This is a genomic window from Polynucleobacter sp. MG-6-Vaara-E2, assembly GCF_018687695.1.
GTDB lineage: Bacteria > Pseudomonadota > Gammaproteobacteria > Burkholderiales > Burkholderiaceae > Polynucleobacter.
In genome coordinates this window covers 1,582,752-1,602,865 of sequence record NZ_CP061303.1, presented here as the reverse complement: position 1 = coordinate 1,602,865, position 20,114 = coordinate 1,582,752, and the positions used below count along the sequence as shown (strand labels likewise).

Here is a 20,114-nt window from a genome sequence, read left to right as displayed (position 1 = left end):
TCAAACTGATGTCCAAAACGCCTTACATGATAATTTCTGAAATCCGAAAGGAATTTGGAATTGATGAAGCTGGAACTAACAACTTTAGACCAGGTAAAGACAGGGTGATTGATGGCTATAACAATGCACTCCGACTTCTATCGACCGGGCTATATAACGACCAAGGACATTTTGTATTGGAGGTTATTCAAAATGCTGATGATAACCAATACGATCCAAAGATAATTCCTAAGCTTGAATTTCATATCACACCCAATAGCCTTCGACTTGTAAATAATGAGCTAGGATTTCGTGAAGAGAACGTTTCAGCTTTATGTACAACCGGCAAAAGTTCTAAGTCTAAGAATCGAGGATTTATTGGTGAAAAAGGCATTGGATTTAAATCAGTCTTTGCGGTTTCAGATGCCCCCGAAATCCATTCGAATGGATTTCATTTTCGTTTTAATCGGTTAGACCCAGAAAATTTGCTTGGGTATATAGTCCCCGAGTGGCATGAGCCTAGCGGAGAAGTGGGTAAGCATGAGACAACAATTATTTTGCCCGCTAAGACTGGTTACCAATTCAATAATGAGACATTTAAAGCTTTTGATCCAAGGTTATTGCTCTTTTTATCAAAGCTTAAAGAAATAAAAATAGAACAATCAGAAAATAAATTAATTTATCTAAGGCTTGATAGGGATGAGCACACTACTTTAACTAGTAGAACATTCTTGGGGGGTGTTAGTAAAGAAGAAAAAAATAATTATCTTCGCGTATCAAAATTAATTGATGTTTCAGGTGTAAGTGAAGAAAGTCGAGTTGAAATTAGTTCAAGTGAAATTGTTCTTGCATTTTCATTAAAAGAAAATGGAGAGGCAAAAGTTACAAATGACGAGAATGTCTTTGCATATTTACCAATTCGTAATTTTGGCTTCAAATTCATAATACAGGCAGACTTTATCTTAAGTGCCAGTAGACAAGATATAAACACTAGCTCAGCATGGAATACATATCTCAAGGATCAGATTGCTGATATTTTTTCAACTGAGGTATTGGCAAGATTTAAAGCTAGCGAGCCATTAACCTATTCGTATTTGAGTTTTCTTTCAGATTTCGATCGAATCGTTGACCCCTTTTTTAAAGATTTGCCAATGGCAATTTTGGAAAAGCTATCAAATGTAGAAAGTCTTCCTGTTCAAGGGGGCGGCTGGAAAAAGCCAAGAGATATTCGGATAGCACCACCAGAATTCCAAAACCTTTTTCCGCCGCAAATAGCTGAAAAGCTATTTAATTTTTATTATCTTGATAAGCGTTGTAAAAAAGAATTTGAGATGTTGAAGATATTAGGTGTGAAAAGTTTAACGGATGAAGATTTGGTTGATATTTTTAGGGCGCAGCAGGATTGGCTAGATAGCCAATCGGTTGAATGGAAGTCTAATTTTTACGCCTTCTTAGCGACGCGAAATATTAGTACATTACTAATGGCTGGCATATCTTCCGTTAATTGCATTCCTCTTGCTGGTGGTGGGTTTGCTGCTCCAGATGATGGGGATGCTTATTATCCGCTTGGTAAAAATAAAAAATATGGATTTGAGGGGGAGTTAACATTTGTTGATAACAATATATGCGAACTCGCTATCTCGAAATGTAAAGAGGCTTATGAATTTTTTGCGAAAATTAATATTAAACAACCAGACTCATATACAGTCATTAAATCTCATATCCTTCCATTGCACAGTTCTGAGGGGCGGAAATCATCTGAGAACGAGGCATTAATTGGCCATTTAAGATATGTAAAGGATAATTTTGAAGCGTTCATCGCATCTGAGGCCAAAAATGAAAACATTTTTGCAGTAAATAGGGCTACTAGAGTCATTTCTAATGGAATGTATATTGGCTCGAAATCCAAAGACAAGCAGGAGTGGGTTTTTGCAAAACCGGATACTCTATATATAAGCGATGAATATGACCCTTCATTCTCAATAGAGCGTTTTCTTAAGTCATCAATTGGTAAGGAAGTACTAGTTTCTGCAAGTTATATTGACGAAACAGCTTCAAATATTTTTGAAGAAAAAAAATCATGGATATTATTTTTTAAGCAAATTGGAATTATTGATTATCCTCGTGTGGTTGATGGCACAAACCCTTCGCCGTCCGAGGAATTGCAATTATTGCTGGATTCTGAAAATTCAGAAATTAGAAAAGCTACACTTGAAATAATTGATAAAAATTGGGACTATTACCAGGACAAGCTCGAGACATCATTAGGCTCTCGTCGTAAATCCCCAACTATGGTGAGTAGTCATTTTGCAAATGCACTATCAGGAATGTTTGCTCCAGTAAATAAGCGGGGCAATATTCCAATAAGCCAATCTTATTATCGGAATCAGGATATCGAAGATATTTTTGGTGATACGCCACCTTATTTAACGGCAACAATATTTAATGAAGAGTTATTGGATATTTGCGGCATAACCTATCAAGTTGACTCTGAGGCCTGTGTTAAAAGGCTTAAGCAGCTTAAGGAGGCAGGCGGTGAAACGGGCGCTCAGCTAAAGGCTATATATAGGAAGCTCGAAACTCTATGGGATGAAAATACTGACTTTCAATTTAGTTACTATGGACTAATAAGGATAAAGAAAAAAGGCGATGTGTTTTGGGCAAAAAAAGATGAGGTGACTTGGGCTTCAAATGAACAATTCCTCGATTCCATATATCCACCCCTAGAGCAGACTTATCGAGATTTCCATGGATTTTTTGTAGGAAAACTAGGGGTAACTGAAAAGTTATCAATTTCCCAGAAAATTGTGGCACTCACTGAATTAGATTCAATCCCAGATCAGCAAAAGAAGAAGGAAGAGGCGATAAGGATATATAAGCAGGCAGGGAGAGAGTACGACGATGCTATTAAAAATAATCTTGATATAGATGATTGGCTCGATTTCATTAGAAGTAATGCTGTATACCTAAATCAGCATAGTCAGATGGTTTCCAATTCAGATAATCTTTATGTGAATGATTTTGATGAATATGGAGAACTTTTTTTTGATGAAGAAAGACTTTCATTTCTTGCTATCCCATCGGCTGAAATTCCACGATTAAGAAATTTATTCTCTGAAATTCCAATTGATTTTGTTTCTGAAAATATAGAGAAGCGAGTACTGCTTGATTCGCGTGGTGTGCTCGATGAGTATATGACAACTAAAATTAAGGAGTTAACACCTTTTTTTGCTCGTGTTTTTTATCACAAGAATCCTCGCGCCTTTGAAGAAGCGATGGAAAATCATAAATTTAGCATTCTTGCAAATGTAAAAGTTTTTAAACTAAAAGATTTAAATGTTGAGATAGAACTTTCGGAAATAGTTAAACGCTCGAAAATTGATGCCATATATGATTCAGGTAGCATCTATTTGCAAGAGGATGCAAGTCCTGAAGAGGATTTAATCGCCGAAGAAATATGTAACTTTTTTGGTATTAAAAGTTCGGACCTTATCGCAAGATTATTACTAGCAAAAAATGACAGTGAGCTTGCAAATATCCTTAGAGTTAAAGGAGTTCCTGATTTACCAAGTGATGTTTCTAAGGGATTGGATGGATTAATTTTAGAAACCCCACTGGACTTAAATGGCGAGGAGGGGGCAAATGTCAATAATTCAGACGGTGACGATGCAGACCCAATACAGGTCAATACGCCTAATGTACCAACCGAATTCAAGGAGGATGGAAGTCAGTCGATCGCATCCACAACTAATAGCTCCTTAGAGCGCGGTGACTTTACTGGCGACGAAAAATTTAAAATACCCTCCTTGTTTGATAAAGCTGAAAAATTTGCATCCCCCAGCAGAACATCTCCCAATTTGAGCGAGTCTAGCGAGCCGGCATCCTCTGTAAATATTGGAGAATCTCATCTCACTCCTCAAAATAGCTCCTCAAAACGATCTGAAGATAACTTCAAAGAGCGCGCTTCTTCAGGCAGGCTAATCAGCTATGCTGATAGTGGCAAGGATTCAAGTGAGGAGGCTGGTGAACTTAGCGCTGAAGTCGTTGCCTCTCGCGATGCTACTGCAAGGGCTGCTGTTAAGTATTTTCTGGAAGAGCACAAAGCAAAATGGATTTCATTCACTGAGATGCCTCATAACAATCCCGGATTCGATGTTAAGGCAACTTCATTTGAGGGTATAGAGGAGTATATAGAGGTAAAAGGACAGACAAATGGTTGGACTGAGGAGGGTGTAATACTTACCCCAACAGAATTAAAGAAAGCCATTGAAGCTGGTGACAGATACTGGCTGTGTGTTGTCGAATTTGCGCAAGATGAAAACAGGCGCCGAAGCTATCTAATAAAGAATCCGTTTGAAAATACCAACCAATTTAGATTTGATTCTGGTTGGAAAACAATTGCGCAAAAAGATTCTTTAGAAATTTTGCAACCAGAGATTGGGTTGTATGTAAATATTCCTGATGTAGGAAAGGTTAAGATTGAAGATATTAAAGCATATGGTCAAATTTATAAAATATATTTTCTAGATGAAAATCAAAATAAAATTTCAAAAACATTTGCACCTTCGAAGATGATTTTGTCTAAAGATTAGCAATGGCTCGCATGATTCCGCTCCTTACTGGCGATCAATTATCGGCAGTTAAATCACGTGCTGAGGCGCGATTTTATGAGGCATGCCGCGATCAATTATCTTCAGACTTTGTGGTGATTCATAGCGCAGGTTGGCTTTATAAAGACGCACGAGGAAGATTAAAAGAAGGTGAGGCTGATTTCATTATCCTTACACCAACTGCGGGCATTTATGTAGTGGAGGTAAAAGGCGGGGGTATTTCTTTTGACCCCGCCAATGGAAAATGGTCCTCGAAAGATCGTAATGGCTATCAGCATGAAATAAAGGACCCATTTAGACAAGCATCTAGTGAGCGTCATGCTTTGCTTGATCAATTGAATGGAAGTCCCGAATGGAGACAATGGAAGGGTGAGCGCGTCTCGCTCGGACATAGCGTATTTTTTCCTGATATTGCCGATTCAGCAAATATTGTCGGCCCAGAGCGTCCACGAGAGCTTATTGGTATTTCAGTAGATTTGAAAAGCCTTACATCATGGTTAGATAGATTAATTAAATTCTGGCGTCAGAACGGAGAAACCCCATTAGGCTCCCAGGGAGTCAAAATTCTTGAGAAATTTTTGACGAAACCGATTGAGGTGAGGCCGGCATTTGTGGCGACCATTGATGATGCGGAAGTACAAAGAATTCGGTTGACCAATAATCAAGCAAAAGTGCTACGCATTATTGGTGGGAGAACGCGGGCTGTTATTTCTGGTGGCGCTGGAACGGGAAAAACATTAATTGCAGTTGAGAAGGCAAAGTATTTTGCTAGTAACGGGTTAAAAACACTTCTACTTTGTTACAACCGACCTTTAGCTGATTCATTGGCTCTTGCATTACAAGATCAACCTTTGCTGGCCGTATTGGATTTTCATCAATTATGTGACCGAAGAATTAGACAGGCAAAAGGAAGCACAGGACGGGACTTGTTAAAAGAGGCAGCAGAAGCATACCCAGGAAACTCAAGTTTTCACTTATACGGTGTCCAGATGCCATACGCACTAGCCCTCTCTAATGAATTATTAGATGAAAAATTTGATGCAATTGTGATTGATGAGGCCCAAGATTTTAGTGATGAATATTGGTTTGGAATAGAAGAGCTTCTTAAGGATGTGAATAAAAGTTATCTCTATATTTTTATCGATCAAAACCAAGAGATATATAAAAGACATGGGAATTTACCGGTTACCGAGGCCCCATATCATTTGACTGCAAACTGCAGAAATACTATTCCAATTCATAGGTTGGCGTATAACTTTTATAAAGGCGAGGTCGTGGATGAGCCCGAGTTACAGGGCCCCAATGCGCAATTATTAGCTATAAATGATCAAGATTCACAGGTTAAAGAGATACTTAATACATTAGCAAAATGGACATCTGATGATGCTATTAAACCTGTGGATATAGTTATTCTTATTACTGGGCAAGATAAGGAGATGGCTTATAAGGCATTAGAGCATGAAGCAAGTCTGCATGGAGTCAAGTTGTCATTCGGGAATCATGCCAGGCGATCCAATCAGGTATTGGTAGATAGCGTTTATCGGTTTAAAGGATTAGAGTCCAGCGCAGTAATTTTATGGGTTGGTGATGAAGTCTTTGATAGCAAAGAAACAGAATTAATTTATGTTGGCATTTCCAGGGCGAAAACTTTACTTTCGGTAGTTGCTTCAACTAAATCCATAGAAATTATTAAAGATGGATTTCAATGAATTAAGCACCCAAAGCCTTCCGTAGGTATGGATCAATATCCCCTTGAGTCAGCAGCCACTGTTTATAGTCACTAGGTACATCTGATAACAACATGCCCTTATGTTTACCAAATGGCATCGTTGTTGGGGTTCTAGCTTTCTCGGATTCAGCATATAAATCTTCAATAGTTTTGATGTCTAGCTCTTGGCAAATGTGATCTAGGATCACAGCGCAAATACCCACATCTGCAATAGCCGAATGTGCGTTACGTAATTGCTCACGTGCTGTATCGCGTTCCAAGTAATACATGAGAGCACTTTGATTATGGCTATCTAAATCAGGCCAAAGCTTGCGGGCTAGAGCTAGTGTGCAGATACGTTTGATTTCGGGTTTACCAATCACTTCCCAGTCAAAGTCCACGTTATGCCCAATGATGTAGTCCACATGACCGGGCAATGTAAAGCTAGCTGCGGGTGGGCAATTAACCAATTCTTCATCCATGATGTGATGAGTAGCTAGTGCACCAAGGGTAATGGGTTTACCAGGGTTATAGCGCTGTACAAAAGGGTTGGTAACAGTAAAGGGCTCAATAGATTCAAGCTCAACCCAAGCAGCTTCTATTAATACGGGTTCTTTAATGCCTGTAGCTTCGGTATCGAAAATAATGGTTTTGGACATATGAGTTTGTGTAATATTTAAGGTAATAATTCTATAAGGAGTTTCAGATGGCTATTAGATTTGCACGATTCAATATCCAGCTTTTAGAAAGTCCTGATGTTGAGATGAAAGCAGATGAATGGCAGGCCTTGCTAAATGATTCGGCAATTGAAGGATATGCTGATGATTATGAGGTATTTTATTTGTCACAGCGAGGGGTTGTTGGTCTAAGTGTGCCTTATGAGGATGATGACCCAATGCTCTTATTAGAAGCTGGAGCTGTTTTGGGATTCTGTCAGTCAAGGTGTGAGGCATCAAATATAGGTGGGATAGAGTCAATGTGGCTATCTTTGCATGATGCAGATGATTCAACTATTGATTCTCCAATTTAATAATTATGAGCGTTACTTAAAGTAACGCTTGTGAGTATCTGTACTATGCCTGTCATCGCTATCAATGCGGCTAAAAAATATGACCAAAAATTTGCCAAATAGCCACTTTTTTAGGTGGTTTTATAGCATTTTGAAAAGATCATCTAGATAGATTGAATAGATTCTTTTGAGCCTTAGCAATCTTTTGACGATTGCGTTCGGCTTTAAGTCTATTGTTGGCCTGATCCTTTTGTTTTTTCAGGGTATCAATAGTTAGTTGCTGTGGAGTCATGGGTTTTAGGGGCTTAATCATTTGTAGTGCCTCCTCAATCGATATGCCCCCTGATGATTCTTTAGTGGTTGCGATGGGGCTACTAAGGATACAGTTCATGCCAAACTGATACTCCAGTATTAGTCTTGCATGAATTGCGCTGTCGGCAAAAACGACTGTTTTAATCGACTGGCCTTTTAGGGTAATAGTGGCTAGATATTTGTTCATATCTATATTTATTGATACTTCAAGTATTAATGTTTAAATCCCATTCTTACCGCTTCAGTTGCAGCATTAATTAAGTGATCTAGTTCTCCTGCTTCAACCGCAGTCTTAATCTTTTGTAATGTTGGAATAAGTTCTGCGGGCTTATCTAGTTCAATAGCAGATTTGCCCTGTGCTATTTCAAGCACTTTGGATCCGTATCGCAGTATCAAGCAGACTTTGCCATTTGGGGCAGTAAACCACCAGGGTTTAATACGCTTGGGTACCTCTAACAGCTTGATATTACCCTCTAGATCTTTAAGGCGTTTGGATTTTAGTGGAGCATATGTGCCTCCATTGCTTTTAGCTTCCGCCAATTGGATCTGCTCCCAGATCTTATCGGATAGCTTATTTCTTCTTTGGACAACTGGTGGTAACTTAGCTGGTTTTATAACGGCTACTAATTTAAGTGAATTTAGTGTGCTCATATTGGTTTCCTTGATAAATGAATGGGCACCTATAACAATATGATCGGGTTCGGTGGTTGGGCAACCTGAAAAAAGCTAACCTAAAGAATCCAGAATTAAGCAGGAATTTGTGTGGTTTGCTAAATAACTATGACAAGCAGTTCAGAGGAAAGCTCTGTTTGCCAATAATTACTACCGAAAAAGAGCTGTGGCACTCATTCGTTATGCCATCCGAAAACTGGACATTAGTGATCACGGAGACGGAAATTCTGGGCGGTAGCAGAGACTTGTATTCACTATCCTTAACAGGACGCAGACAGACTAGCTATCTGGCATGAATCTTGGAGATGTCAATTTAAGCTGAAAGACGAGGGCCTCAAGCTCTGACAGTCACGAGAAAGCTCTGCTTACACAGCAACTTTCAAGCAAGACAAAGGTAGCCACTTATTGCTTTTGTCATTGTTGCGTTTTAAAGCCGCACATAAAAGGAGACAGCGAAACCGCCCTTACCAATTTGGTTGTGCTTATAGTGGTGTAGCAAAGAACTCATCAAAAGAACTTTTCTATAGCTGAGCCTGTTGCTTAAGGCTCAGTGTAGGTTGAATCTATCAAAAGTTCTATAAATCAATTATTCAAACATTAAAAGATGAAAAAAGTGATGAGCGAAAGCGAATCACAGGCGAATACTTTCGCCTTATATTAAGATAGAATTTAATCCATTAATAAGGATCTATATGGCAAACAATCCCAATGCCCCTGAAAATCTATTAACTCCATGGTTAGTCGCAATGGATGACTATGCAATGGGAGCCAGAGTTTACGACAAGGATATAACTGGATTTGAGAAGGCGTTATTAGCCCATATTCTTAAATTCTCAGACCGGCATAATAAGTTATATGAAATGTTAAGGTGGCTTGGTACTGATGATGCTGAAATATACTTTGCATCGGCATCTGACCACTCAGAAGCAATGTATAGGGAATTTCAAATTATTGATGACCTATCGGGATATGATGATCTTGATGAAGACCCGGAATTCGTAGCTAATTTCTTAGATGAAATACGTGGATGGATTCAGGAAAATGATCAAGATTTTCCAGTGGCGTTGGAATTAAATTAACTTAAGGTTTGTGGCATCTAAGCCATAACTTTAGCCATTTACGCCATGGTTTTCCAGTAAAAACCAGCTAAATAAAAAACTACAGGAAATTGCGCTTTCCTGTAGTTATCTTGTAAGTCGTTGAAATCGAAAGCCCTTTTTTCTGTGGCATTTAAGCCATAGTCGGTTGTCCAAACCAAACATCAGAAAACATACTGTAGCTGCGTATTTATTACATTTAAAGGACAGCTATATGCCACAAGCAAAATCGTTTAGTAGTGCAGAACTTACCCAAGTTTTGACATATGTACAAACCACCAAACACAGCGTGCGTAACCGCGCTATGTTGCTATTAACCCATTGGGGTGGGCTCAGAGTAGGGGAAGTAGCAGCCCTGCGTATATGCGATGTTTTAGACGGGGAAAATCAGGTGAAAAGTGAGATCCGCTTATTGCCAGAGCAAACCAAAGGACGCCATCCAAGAACGGTCTTTCTTAATGAACGCTTAAAGGCAGAGCTTCAAGCTTTTGCCAATGAGATCGCCATTAAAGACCGTAACTACGCATTCTTCCCTACACAGAAGTTTCCTAAGCGTGGGTTTACTGCAAATACCTTAACGCAGCACTTTAAGCACATCTATAAAGAGTCTGGAATAGCTGGTGCTACTAGTCATAGTGGTCGTAGGAGCTTTATTACCAATCTTGCTAGCAAAGGAATTGGTGTGCGTGTACTAATGAGCTTAGCGGGTCATCGCAATATCGGCACTACACAGGCATATATTGATGTGAATGACGATATGAAGCGCAGGGCAGTTGAGCTCATTTAGGTTTTTTTAGTTTGGGGTTAGAGATTTGCATACGCCTATAGATATCTTCGTAATCAAACTCCGGAAGGGATATTTTTTTGGGATCAGGGAATCTTCCCCTTGCAGCATTTTCTGCAATGTATTGCGCTTTACTAAGTGCTCTGCTTGTTAGAACTGCCATATTCGTTCTCTGATCAACTGTATTAGTAGTCGACTTGGTACTCCGATAATCCAGACCTTCAGCATTTGTTGGGCTGATCTTTGCTAACACCCCCAATCTCCATAGTGCCCAGTCAGGATTTTGGGCTTTAAGCCATAGCAAATTAATACCTCTAATTAGGGGTTGTGAGCGTAGACGCTTGGCAGTAAGGGAGCGCTTGGCTTTTTGGGCTTTAGGAGGGGCAGTCACACCAGTTTTATTGATCATTAGGGAGACTTGTTTGAGGATTGCTCTTTTGGGTATACCAAGTGGGATAGCTAGAATGAGCCCCGGCCCATTACCTTCATGCTTTCTGAAAGTTTTGAAGTATTGCTCTAATGATTTAGTAAAGCCAGGTTCAAATTCTTCATTCTTTTCCATTCTGCCAATCTGTCGAACTTGGGGTTTGATGTATTCCGACCCATAAAGTCCAATTCCAGTAGTTGCCCACCAGTCAGCAAATTGAATAGTTGCAACATCACCATATTCATCGTAAGTCTTAAGTACCAGGTCAAAGTCAGCGGGTAGATGCTTCTTTTCAGCGGCGGTGAGCTTACCCATTCTTGCCTTTCTAGCTAATTCATAGCTAGGACTTAGTCGCAGGTATTCGAGCATCAGCATCACATAGCCCTGAATACCTTTTGTTGCCCAATCCTTCATTGACTTGTTTGGCAGCATTTTTGAATCATTTCTTTAAAAATACATACAAATATATTAACACTTAAGCATCACATTCTAAATGCAATTTTTATAAAGTGTTAATTATGAGATTCTAACAATATAGCAATTTCGCTATGTTTATTAAGGAATATGAAATGAAAGTAATTGAGAAAAAAGCAGTTTCCAACCAGTTTAAGAAGGCTTACCTAAAGGGCGATGTCATATTGACTTTCGAGCATTCAGGGATTTACGGCGATACGCAGGAATTTTTTGATATATGCCTACCCATTAACAAAAATGAAAATGGTGCATATGACTTTTTGAATAAAACCTTATTCAAAAGAGTAGTTGCAGCGTGCCATAAATTCAATAGGCCTGTAGGTGATTTGATCAAAATCAGTATGGGTAGCCCTGATTGGCCAGTATTTGAAAAGCATACAGGCAAAAAATCAATCCTTGCATTGGGACATGACGCTAAGTGGTATTTCGGTAATGGGAGATGTGACTTGGGTAGATGGGAAAAAGACCTGATTGAAACATATGGTTTTGGCATAGATGTTGATATGTCATTTATCACTGAGGCTTGGTATGAGTTAAGACGTCAAGAACAAAAAGCATATCAAGAATCAAAAACCATGGTTGCTTAACTTCAAATAAAAAAGGAATAAAAAATGAATAAAGAAATTGCATATAGCGCAATACCGATGGATCGTTTTGGGATTAAAACATTAGTGCTAACTCAGCATCAACAATTAATTGATATGCGTGAAGCATTTCTGAATGATCCAGATTGGAGTTGGTGCGGCGGTAAGGGTAAGAGATTTATGCATCAAAAGCTTAAAAAGGAGTTGATGGCGGAGGATGCATATTTTGAAGCACATATCGAAGATGCCATTCAAAGCAATCAACGATGGGTAGATTTTATGGACGACTGTGTAATCTTTGCCGTACTAGATGAAGTAATAACATGCAATCCGCTAGTGTTAATGCATCCATCATGTATCGACAATGTAAGTCATCCTAAAATGCCGCCATTAAATATTAAGCCTAGCTTAATTCAAGGCATTGAGATTTTTCATTAATTCCAAAGAAAGGCGTTACTTAAAGTAACGCCTAATTTAAAGAAAAAGGAAAAAATATGCATATTGATTTAATAGAAGCCGTCGAAAATCACAGCCCTCTTGTAGCTACAAAGACTTTAATTGGTAAGGCTGATGATTTAGCTCGTGAGCATGAAGAATTTAATAATAGATATATCGTCTCAGGTCGCAAAGCTTTATATGAGTTGCTTGGAAAAATCTATGCTTTAGCTGAGCAGTTAGATGGCTGCAGTGATAAAGAAGACCAAGTTGCCATCTTAAGAAAGGTTTTATCCGAAAAGTACGGTATCCGCACACAGGAAAATACTTCAGATACTACGGTTCTCGTCCGGTATATAACTCAAGCGGACCGTAAGACTGCTCACGTATATTCTCGCGCAATTGAGACAGCTCGCCTGAATAAGATTGATAGCTCTAAATTTGCTGGTTATGTCGAGCAGGCGGGAGGGGTAGAGCGGATACGTACTGAAGGTGCCGACTCAGATGAGGGTGATTTTGATAAAAGAATGAGCATTGCTAGGATGTATTTAAATTCTCGCAAAGTTTTCCCGCTCACTTCATTCAAATTAAATCCAAAAAGTAATATCCATCTAGAGGGTTCATCAGATCTTAATATCCTGATCTGTAGTGAGTCTGAGGGGCGTCAATATGTTCTAGCAAAGCTTCCTATCGACTCGGGTCTTGAGAAAAAAGTATTTGATGGGTTAGTACGGCAACTACCTAATGACTTAAAAGATGTGTGCAAGCAGGTGACCAAATTTCATAAGAAAGCTAAAAAGAAACAATCACAAAATACCTTCAAAGCAATTGTGAAAAAGAGACCAGCTCTAGCGGCTGGTATGTTAAGGATTCAAAAAATTCGGAATTTAGTAATAGTTCAATCGAACAAAGGAGAATAAAAATGGCTGATGCATATGGAATGATTACTTTTGTAAAATCGACGGATGGAGTGTTCAATCCTCAAAAAATGAAGGGCATATTAAATACATTTAATTGGGATAATTCTGGGGCGCACTGGGGTTGTGACGGTGATTTACTCTTTATTGATAACTATGGTTTTGATTTACCGCAATACCCAAATGCAATCCCGTTGAAAGCTAATTCATATGTGATATCAACAGAGGATGGCGAGAGCATTAGTAAAGATCCATCTGAAATGACTTCAGACGATTGGGATAATATTATTGCTGAGCAGCTAGACCCGATGACCTTAAGGGAGCTATCAGAGGCTATTAGCCCGCTATTAGAAAGTGGCTGGATTGAGATTGCTTGCGTGGCAAATGAAAAAGCGCGTTATGTCTACTTTGAATCGATACGGGTGTATGCCGATGGCAAGGTTTTTAGTCGATATTCTCGATCGGGACCAGGCACAGAGCCAAGGAATGATTGTGAAGAATATGTGCCCAACAATGCAAGTCTTTAGCTAATAGGAGGAAGCTGCTTTCTGGCGGCTTCTTTAAGCGCTTCTTAAAAGGACATTCCATGGAAAAAGAGAGCTACACAAGAACTGAGATTTACGAAATGCTGTGGGTTGAGCCTACTACTAAAGTAGCTCAGCTACTTGGCATATCGGATGTAGGGCTTGGTAAATGGTGCAAAGCCTATGGAGTTCCAAAACCTAAGCTTGGGTATTGGGCAAAGCTACAGCATGGGGTTGAGGTTCCTGAAAGGGAACCTCTAGAACCCTGGTGGAATGAACATGAACCATCATTCACTGTAAATGCCATTGAGAAGGCAAAAATACTTGCAAGGGCTAATTTAGAAAAATTAGAAACACCTATTTGGGAGATTTATAAGGACAATAGATTTGATGCTGCTGTAGAAAAAACATTTGAAAGCTTTGATGTTGATAGTGTTTCTAAATTTGGCCGCACTACATCTAAACAAGGCTTTGCTGTAGATATCTCACCTAAAAGTACGGGAAGGGTGAAAAGGGTCTTGCAAACCCTGGTGACTGAGCTCAAGAAGAACGGTTATGACACATTTGAATATAAGCGGTATTCAAACCCAGAAATCACTGGATTTATCAAAGATGGTGAGAAGTATTCTGTCTCTATATATGAAGCAAGTACAAAGCTTGATAAGCCAATTAAAAAGAAGAAAACTTGGTCGCACAACGGCACTACTCATGACTACTATGAAACTATTGAATATGGATCGGGTGGAAAGTTAGAACTTCATCTATCCCATGATGACCTTTACGGCAGAAGAACGATTAAAGATACATCCAGGGCTAGCTTAGAAAGTCAGCTAGGAAAGACTTTAGTTATTTTTAGTGAAATGGCTGTTGAGGCAAAGGCCGCTAGAGAAGAACGTGAAAAGCGTGAACTTGAGCAGAAAATTCGAAACCAAAAAAGACTAGATAGGGCCTGGGCTATTAATGTCAAAGAATGGAAGTGGGAGCAGTTAAGTACTATTTCTCAAGAATGGGATCAACTGCAAAAGATTAGAAGATTCATTGCAGAGGTTCAATCTAATGAAGGTATTCGTAAGGCGAATGAAGATCTTAAGGATTGGCTAGCATGGGCAAAAGAGGAGGTAGATCAAAGAGATGCTATTAAGTTGGCAGAAGAGGGTGAGTCTCTACCCGGGCAAGGCGAGCCAGATCGGGAAGGTTTTAAAGTTGCTTATGATTGGATGGATGAATATGACGAAGAAGAGGACGATGAGTAGCTCTAAACTACTTTGGAGCAACGAAGTGTTAGATGGTTGCTCCAAAAATCCTTTGGTTTTGAAAACTAAAGACCGAGATAGTATTTGTTGTGATCTTGTTAATCTAGTCACACAAATACTCACACACCGATAAACAGGCGACATAACCTCTTGAAATCTTACCGGTTTTCTTTGGATGTCTGCTCTCATAACCAGAGAACCTAAACTCAACTTAAAACTCACAAAAGCTAGCTTTTGAGACTAATGATGAGGTTTGGTCATTTGAGCGTTACTTTAAGTAACGCTGGGCATGCTCGAAAGTGTGTAGGCAATTACTACACACTTTCAATGGTAATGCCGATAGATATTTGGATCTTTGTCGGAGCAATCAAGCGCTTATTAGTTACACTTCTGTTTCTTTTCTAGCATAAATTATTTTAGCTAGGATTGAAGAACCTATCACCAACTTCCTTCTTAAATTGAGCAATACTTTTAAATTTATACCTGCTTGATAGTAGATTTGGAGAAAAGGTTTTTCTTTTACTTAAATTTAGACCAACTTTTTTATCTGTAAAATGAATTTTGCCATGCTCAGATATTGGATAGGAGAATATGTCATAAACCTTCCCCCCATCGAAAAATATGAGTACTACTAGGTCAACATTACCTCTATTCTGTTTGGGGTCATGGAAGAAGGCTTCGGGACCCCAGCCATTCTTGCACATACTATCTTGCGTTTTTTTATTATGCCTAGTTACAAACTTTGCTTTTTTATGAAATTGGATGGCAAGCCAATCCTCTAAGTCATCTATTACCGAATCGGCAATTAATTGTTCTGAAGTAAAGTTCTTTGGCGCTATAACTTTAATATTTTCTGTATTAAAAATTACTAGCGCATCTTCCCAGCTGATATTAGCAATGTGAACTGGCTCGCTTAAATGCTGGGCTAGGTATATGGTAACCATATCATCTAATAGCAAAACATATGCATAGGCAGTATTAGGGGCCTGTTGGTTTTTGCTAATCTTGGTAAAAGTTGCTCCAAATTTCTTATCTAGCATTAAAGGGGTTTTGACATCCACCCGATCTTTTCCATCAATTAAAAAATCTGCCCCATGCTTATGTAGTTTCTCAACTTTATAGGACTTAGACATATGGTGGCTAAAGATTTTTTCGCCAAGAGCCCCATATCTAGTATTTCGACTAGCCTTTAAATAAAGAAGATATTCTTTTAATTCGGCAATACTATGCATCCTATTTTTTGAGTCCAGCATATTCATTAATAATTCCAATAGGTGTGTTTGGGTTGCTGGCCACGCCATCCCTTATGGACTCATCCTTATCTTTAGATAGTGCCTCAAGAATCTCTGGGCTAGAGTTTGGGTGGCTTGCTACGCTTTGCCTTACTCTGGCCGATCCATCCTTTGATAGTGTTTCTAGAATAGAACTTGCTAATTCTTTGTTCATTGCCAAAAACCATCTGACGGAATCCTCTTTATCTTTGGCTAAGGCATTGAATAGAACTTCATTTGCGTTTGGGTTCTGGCATATGTTTCGTCTTACATCCTCATCTTTATCTTTCAATAAGGTCTCAAGGATTTCGAGCGGCGTAGATGGGTTCGAAGCTATGGAAGCTCGTACGGAACTATTTTTATCTTTAGATAAAGTCAAAATGAGTTCGGTCGGCAAGGAAGGATTAAGGGCTGAATATTCCTTTAGACTGGCGTCCTTTCCTTTTTTGGCGGTACATTCAGCTATTAAGCTAACGGATAGGTTGGGGTGTCTAGCCGTGTACTCTCTTGTGCTTTCTTCGGGATCTTTAATGAGTAAGTCTAGAGCAGCAGTTGGCGCAGACTCATTTTGGGCAACATAAGCTCTTATTCGATCCTCATCTTTTTCTGATGCTAATTTAATTAGTATGTCCTCTGGGGTGCAGGGGTTTGATGCAACCCCTGATCTAACCCAGTCACTTTCATCTTTTGATAGCTCAATTAGTGTTTCAATTCTTGTGGAGGGATTATTAGCGACTAAGTTGCGAATTTTGTGACTTTCATCTTTTGCGAGCTTATCTAAAGTAGCAGTATTAGTTCGTGGATTTTCAGCTAATCCTCGTTTGCCATATTCTTCACCCATTAAGATCTTTATAAGATCATCGCTTACATTAGGGTTCATAGCCACGCTATAAATGACATCTTCACTCCCATCCTTAGCTAAATTCTTTAGAATTTCCAAGGGCGTTGATGGATTGCTTGCTACATCAGAACGTACTCCCTCATCTTTTTCTTTAGCGAGTAGCTTCAATATTTCAACTGGGGTAGAGGGATTCTTTGCAATTGACAAGTTAATTTTTGCTTTAGCCATGATTATTCCTACAGGTTATTAATCTTCAAAAGTTAGCGTGAATGGCCATACTTTAGATAGCCCTAATAAATCATCTAAGTCATCCCAGTCATATGTGTAAACATTATCAAACTTTTTAAACTTCTTAAGTACTTTTCCTAGGTCAACAATAGGTTGAATAAATTCATCATCATCGTCAGTAGAGTCTAGTGCAAAGTTTGCATTGAATGAATCAATAATTACTTGAATAATTTTTTCATTTTGTGGATCAATATTCAAAATGATCTCATCATCTTCAATTTCGGGCTCTTTACTACTTGTGTAGCTATAACCAGCTGCGCTATATAAAACAGATTTTTCCCCGCCCAGAGAAATATCATTACCGATGAAGCATGTTTGCTCTGCGTACATAAGTGCATAAACTGTATCGTAAATCCCACCGCCAGTTGACCCCATTCCAACTACAAATGACGGAGGAGGGGCATCTTCATCAATCACGGCTTGATATTCAACTTCAGCTGCTTCTTTGCCGACCATTGCTTCTAAGTTTGTATAAAGATCTTTTGTTGGCACAAGATCAATTCTATAAACGACGAATCTAATCGCATCATCATCTAAGAAGATATATTTCGATATGTCGGGGGCGGCATTTGACTTGGGCATATTGACTCTTTTAATGAATTGGTTGTGTATGAATGAAGCGAACTAAATCAACTAATGCTAACGTATCTTTTGCACAATATTTGAGAAGATTTTTTTTCAATGCCTGAATTTCACTTTCAGATAGCCTATGCTTTAAATCAGTGCATTTGAACCAAATCAGTTGAGCATCGTTCCCAGATCCCAGTTCCCCATCTTCGTGGTAGTCAACCGAGGTTGGAATGACTTTGGTAATAGTCTTAATAGAGTAAGTGCTTCCTTCGGATAGTCCCATCTCTGGGAAATACATTCCATCTCTTACTAAATCTAGCGTATCTTCAATTCTGAGAATAATTTTCTCAACAGCCTCATTAAGATCTTCACATTGCTTTTGGGCTGCAAGATAAAGTAAAGCTTTAATTTCTGTTGATTTGTGGTGTACAAATATAGTGCCTGACTCACCTAGGGCACTAATCAGGCTTATTAGAAAATCCCTAAATAAGGTCGGACTTAAAAAGTCTAAGAATGCCTTTCCATCATCAAGTCCCGTTGTATTGGCTAGGTCTTTAATAGAATGAACGCTCCATTGAAAAGGAACTGCATCATTAGGCTTAGTATTGGGAATGAGTGGGACACCTTGCATTACCGTTTCAAAGTCCATGAAAAAGTAAGGCCCTGGTAGTGAGCGCACTTTTTTAACCATCTCCTTACTAATATAAGGAGTATTCGATTGATGCGCTTGTCTGATGATTTCGTGACGTTCATTTGTAAGCGCTCCATCCGGTAGGTTTCTCAAATCATAGATTTTTTCTTTGCCCCATTTTTCAGCCAGTTTTTTCCCGGTATTGGGGAGAATGCTGATTGGAACTTCCGCCAGTTGAGGCAGCTCTGCAGAGCATTGCGGAAGAAATTGACAGGGATACGGGGTTTTGCATTTTAAGTCCTCCATATCTTCTGTAGGCCGAGGTGAATCTGGTTGAACTATGGGGAGTAAATCACTGATCCAAGTCTTTACATCCGATAGTCTTTCGATTGCCTCACTTGTGACGTCCGCCTCAACTAGCAGACCTGAATAGTCTCCATCACCTTTATAAAGAAAATTTTTATTAATATGGGCAATCTTCATTGAATTTAATTTGAGGCCGCATCCCAGTGCTACATAGGCTTGGGAAGCAATGTCATTTAGGTGATGCTGCTTGGCTTCTTTAGATGATTTGACTTCAATCATTTCCCAGCCATCTTTGTCACGCTTTAATACATCTACCCTTACTAATACATTTTCGAATTGAAATGCAGCTTCATAGATAACATTAACTTTGGGATCTAATAAAGCGAAATTTGTGTTATTAAAAATTTCATCTTTGTTACTCTTGCCATCTAAATTAACGCCGTCACCATAATGTGTTCTGGCGAAATCTCCGAAGCGATTTCCAAGTGCAAAAAGATGAGACTCCAATATATCTTGCTTGACATGGGTTTCCAGCCAGAGCTTTTTATGACACTGGATGCCTGAGATGATTTTGCTTTTGGAGAGTAGTTGCAAGGCAGCTTTTCAGGTGACGGGTGAATTGTCAATATAACTGCCAGAGGGGTAAAAAACAATTAATTTCTATTACGAATTATTCCTGCAAATTTTATAAAAAACAATTGGGGATAACTCTCATCTGTTTTTGATGCGATGAAATTTATAGTGATTGAAATTCAATGTCAGCCTCATTTATAAAAATAAATTGACTAACTCATATTGGGCTCATCGTGTGAGCTTGTAGATCTGTATAAAGAAAACTGGATAAACAAATAGGAGTAAGTATGAAATACCTTTATTTCCTGTTGCTATGCGGTTCATTGGCGGCATGTTCCAGCCCTAAAGTGGTTGGGTTTAAGAGTCCAGAGCAGATGAGCCGCGTTGAAGTAATCCAGGCAGCACGGGAATGCGTCTCTGCCAAGTTAAAACCCACAGTCCAGTATGTCTCGCAAAGAACTGAATTTGGGAATGTTGTAGTTCCAGTGGATGTTTATTGCGATATCTATAGATAGGTGGGGATATGTATACATTTGTAAGTGATGTTCTACATGTTCAAAGCTCAACCCTTGATTCATTTGTTTTTTATGCTATAGCCGCAATCGTCTTAGGTGTTGTGCTGTTTTATTTCTGGAAAGTACTTGCCCTTGGAGTATTTGGCATCTTTTGCATGAGTGCAATTTTTTCTCACAATGCGGTATTAGAGGTGGCTGCAAAAAATTCAGATGATTCCTTAGCATTGACGCAAGCAATCGGTCATAAAAAAGAGTTTATGGAAGATTGCTTAACCATCGCGATGAATACAAAAGATTCTTGTGAATCTATCTATAACGACAAACAATAATTAGG

General features: G+C 39.0%; 19 protein-coding genes. 11 read left to right on the top strand and 8 right to left on the bottom strand.

The genetic code is table 11. The features are described 5' to 3' along the window. The first annotated feature begins 8 nt into the window (after positions 1–8). Together ICV38_RS08325 and ICV38_RS08320 are read left to right on the top strand one after the other, a co-directional pair. Positions 9–4,571 carry a DUF3883 domain-containing protein gene (locus ICV38_RS08325; RefSeq protein WP_215379349.1) on the top strand — a complete coding sequence of 1,521 codons (4,563 nt, stop codon included), beginning with the start codon at positions 9–11 and terminating at the stop codon, positions 4,569–4,571. 2 nt (positions 4,572–4,573) lie between these two features. Further along, the gene (locus ICV38_RS08320) at positions 4,574–6,298 is read left to right on the top strand and encodes an NERD domain-containing protein (protein WP_215379346.1); all 1,725 of its coding nucleotides are present in this window, start codon (positions 4,574–4,576) and stop codon (positions 6,296–6,298) included. Between the two features lies 1 nt (position 6,299). On the opposite strand, the gene ICV38_RS08315 is transcribed toward ICV38_RS08320, so the two are convergent. Further along, positions 6,300–6,956: a putative quorum-sensing-regulated virulence factor gene (locus tag ICV38_RS08315; RefSeq protein ID WP_215379343.1), complete on the bottom strand. Its 657-nt coding sequence runs from the start codon at positions 6,954–6,956 to the stop codon at positions 6,300–6,302. Between the two features lie 47 nt (positions 6,957–7,003). Here ICV38_RS08315 and ICV38_RS08310 point away from each other — a divergent pair, with 47 nt between their 5' ends. Further along, the gene (locus ICV38_RS08310; RefSeq protein ID WP_215379340.1) at positions 7,004–7,327 is read left to right on the top strand and encodes a hypothetical protein; all 324 of its coding nucleotides are present in this window, start codon (positions 7,004–7,006) and stop codon (positions 7,325–7,327) included. 139 nt (positions 7,328–7,466) lie between these two features. Here the strand turns inward: ICV38_RS08310 and ICV38_RS08305 are convergent, their stop codons facing one another. Together ICV38_RS08305 and ICV38_RS08300 are read right to left on the bottom strand one after the other, a co-directional pair. Beyond that, the gene (locus ICV38_RS08305) at positions 7,467–7,805 is read right to left on the bottom strand and encodes a hypothetical protein (protein WP_215382893.1); all 339 of its coding nucleotides are present in this window, start codon (positions 7,803–7,805) and stop codon (positions 7,467–7,469) included. Positions 7,806–7,831: 26 nt separating this feature from the next. After that, entirely contained in the window at positions 7,832–8,269 is a 438-nt protein-coding gene (locus tag ICV38_RS08300; RefSeq protein ID WP_215379337.1) for a DUF6641 family protein, read from the bottom strand. Positions 8,270–8,982: 713 nt separating this feature from the next. Here ICV38_RS08300 and ICV38_RS08295 point away from each other — a divergent pair. Further along, positions 8,983–9,369: a hypothetical protein gene (locus ICV38_RS08295; protein ID WP_215379333.1), complete on the top strand. Its 387-nt coding sequence runs from the start codon at positions 8,983–8,985 to the stop codon at positions 9,367–9,369. Positions 9,370–9,601: 232 nt separating this feature from the next. Beyond that, complete coding sequence (locus ICV38_RS08290; protein WP_215379330.1) at positions 9,602–10,174, top strand: site-specific integrase; 573 nt, start codon at positions 9,602–9,604, stop codon at positions 10,172–10,174. Here the strand turns inward: ICV38_RS08290 and ICV38_RS08285 are convergent. Beyond that, the gene (locus ICV38_RS08285; protein WP_215379327.1) at positions 10,167–11,030 is read right to left on the bottom strand and encodes a hypothetical protein; all 864 of its coding nucleotides are present in this window, start codon (positions 11,028–11,030) and stop codon (positions 10,167–10,169) included. The genes ICV38_RS08290 and ICV38_RS08285 overlap by 8 nt on opposite strands. A 137-nt stretch (positions 11,031–11,167) precedes the next feature. On the opposite strand from ICV38_RS08285, the gene ICV38_RS08280 reads away from it, so the two are divergent. The 5 genes from ICV38_RS08280 to ICV38_RS08260 are packed head-to-tail and all read left to right on the top strand — an operon-like array spanning position 11,168 to position 14,785. Next, positions 11,168–11,659, top strand: coding sequence for a hypothetical protein (locus ICV38_RS08280; RefSeq protein WP_215379324.1), 492 nt, complete (start codon positions 11,168–11,170; stop codon positions 11,657–11,659). Positions 11,660–11,683: 24 nt separating this feature from the next. Next, complete coding sequence (locus tag ICV38_RS08275) at positions 11,684–12,094, top strand: hypothetical protein (protein WP_215379322.1); 411 nt, start codon at positions 11,684–11,686, stop codon at positions 12,092–12,094. A 56-nt stretch (positions 12,095–12,150) separates the two neighbouring features. Then, positions 12,151–13,011 carry a hypothetical protein gene (locus ICV38_RS08270; protein ID WP_215379319.1) on the top strand — a complete coding sequence of 287 codons (861 nt, stop codon included), beginning with the start codon at positions 12,151–12,153 and terminating at the stop codon, positions 13,009–13,011. 2 nt (positions 13,012–13,013) lie between these two features. Then, positions 13,014–13,535 (top strand): hypothetical protein, encoded by a 522-nt coding sequence (locus ICV38_RS08265; protein ID WP_215379316.1) that lies wholly within the window; start codon positions 13,014–13,016, stop codon positions 13,533–13,535. A 59-nt stretch (positions 13,536–13,594) separates the two neighbouring features. Continuing rightward, entirely contained in the window at positions 13,595–14,785 is a 1,191-nt protein-coding gene (locus ICV38_RS08260; RefSeq protein ID WP_215379303.1) for a hypothetical protein, read from the top strand. A gap of 416 nt (positions 14,786–15,201) precedes the next feature. On the opposite strand, the gene ICV38_RS08255 is transcribed toward ICV38_RS08260, so the two are convergent. The 4 genes from ICV38_RS08255 to ICV38_RS08240 are packed head-to-tail and all read right to left on the bottom strand — an operon-like array spanning position 15,202 to position 19,286. Further along, positions 15,202–16,044, bottom strand: a complete 843-nt coding sequence (locus ICV38_RS08255) for a hypothetical protein (RefSeq protein ID WP_215379300.1) — start codon at positions 16,042–16,044, stop codon at positions 15,202–15,204. After that, positions 16,019–17,125: a HEAT repeat domain-containing protein gene (locus ICV38_RS08250; RefSeq protein ID WP_215379298.1), complete on the bottom strand. Its 1,107-nt coding sequence runs from the start codon at positions 17,123–17,125 to the stop codon at positions 16,019–16,021. Before ICV38_RS08250 ends, ICV38_RS08255 begins: the two co-directional genes overlap by 26 nt. An 18-nt stretch (positions 17,126–17,143) precedes the next feature. Further along, positions 17,144–17,767 carry a hypothetical protein gene (locus ICV38_RS08245; RefSeq protein WP_215379294.1) on the bottom strand — a complete coding sequence of 208 codons (624 nt, stop codon included), beginning with the start codon at positions 17,765–17,767 and terminating at the stop codon, positions 17,144–17,146. Positions 17,768–17,777: 10 nt separating this feature from the next. Further along, entirely contained in the window at positions 17,778–19,286 is a 1,509-nt protein-coding gene (locus tag ICV38_RS08240; protein WP_215379292.1) for a DUF2779 domain-containing protein, read from the bottom strand. 502 nt (positions 19,287–19,788) lie between these two features. On the opposite strand from ICV38_RS08240, the gene ICV38_RS08235 reads away from it, so the two are divergent. After that, positions 19,789–20,109: a hypothetical protein gene (locus tag ICV38_RS08235; RefSeq protein ID WP_215379289.1), complete on the top strand. Its 321-nt coding sequence runs from the start codon at positions 19,789–19,791 to the stop codon at positions 20,107–20,109. The last annotated feature ends 5 nt before the right edge of the window (positions 20,110–20,114 follow it).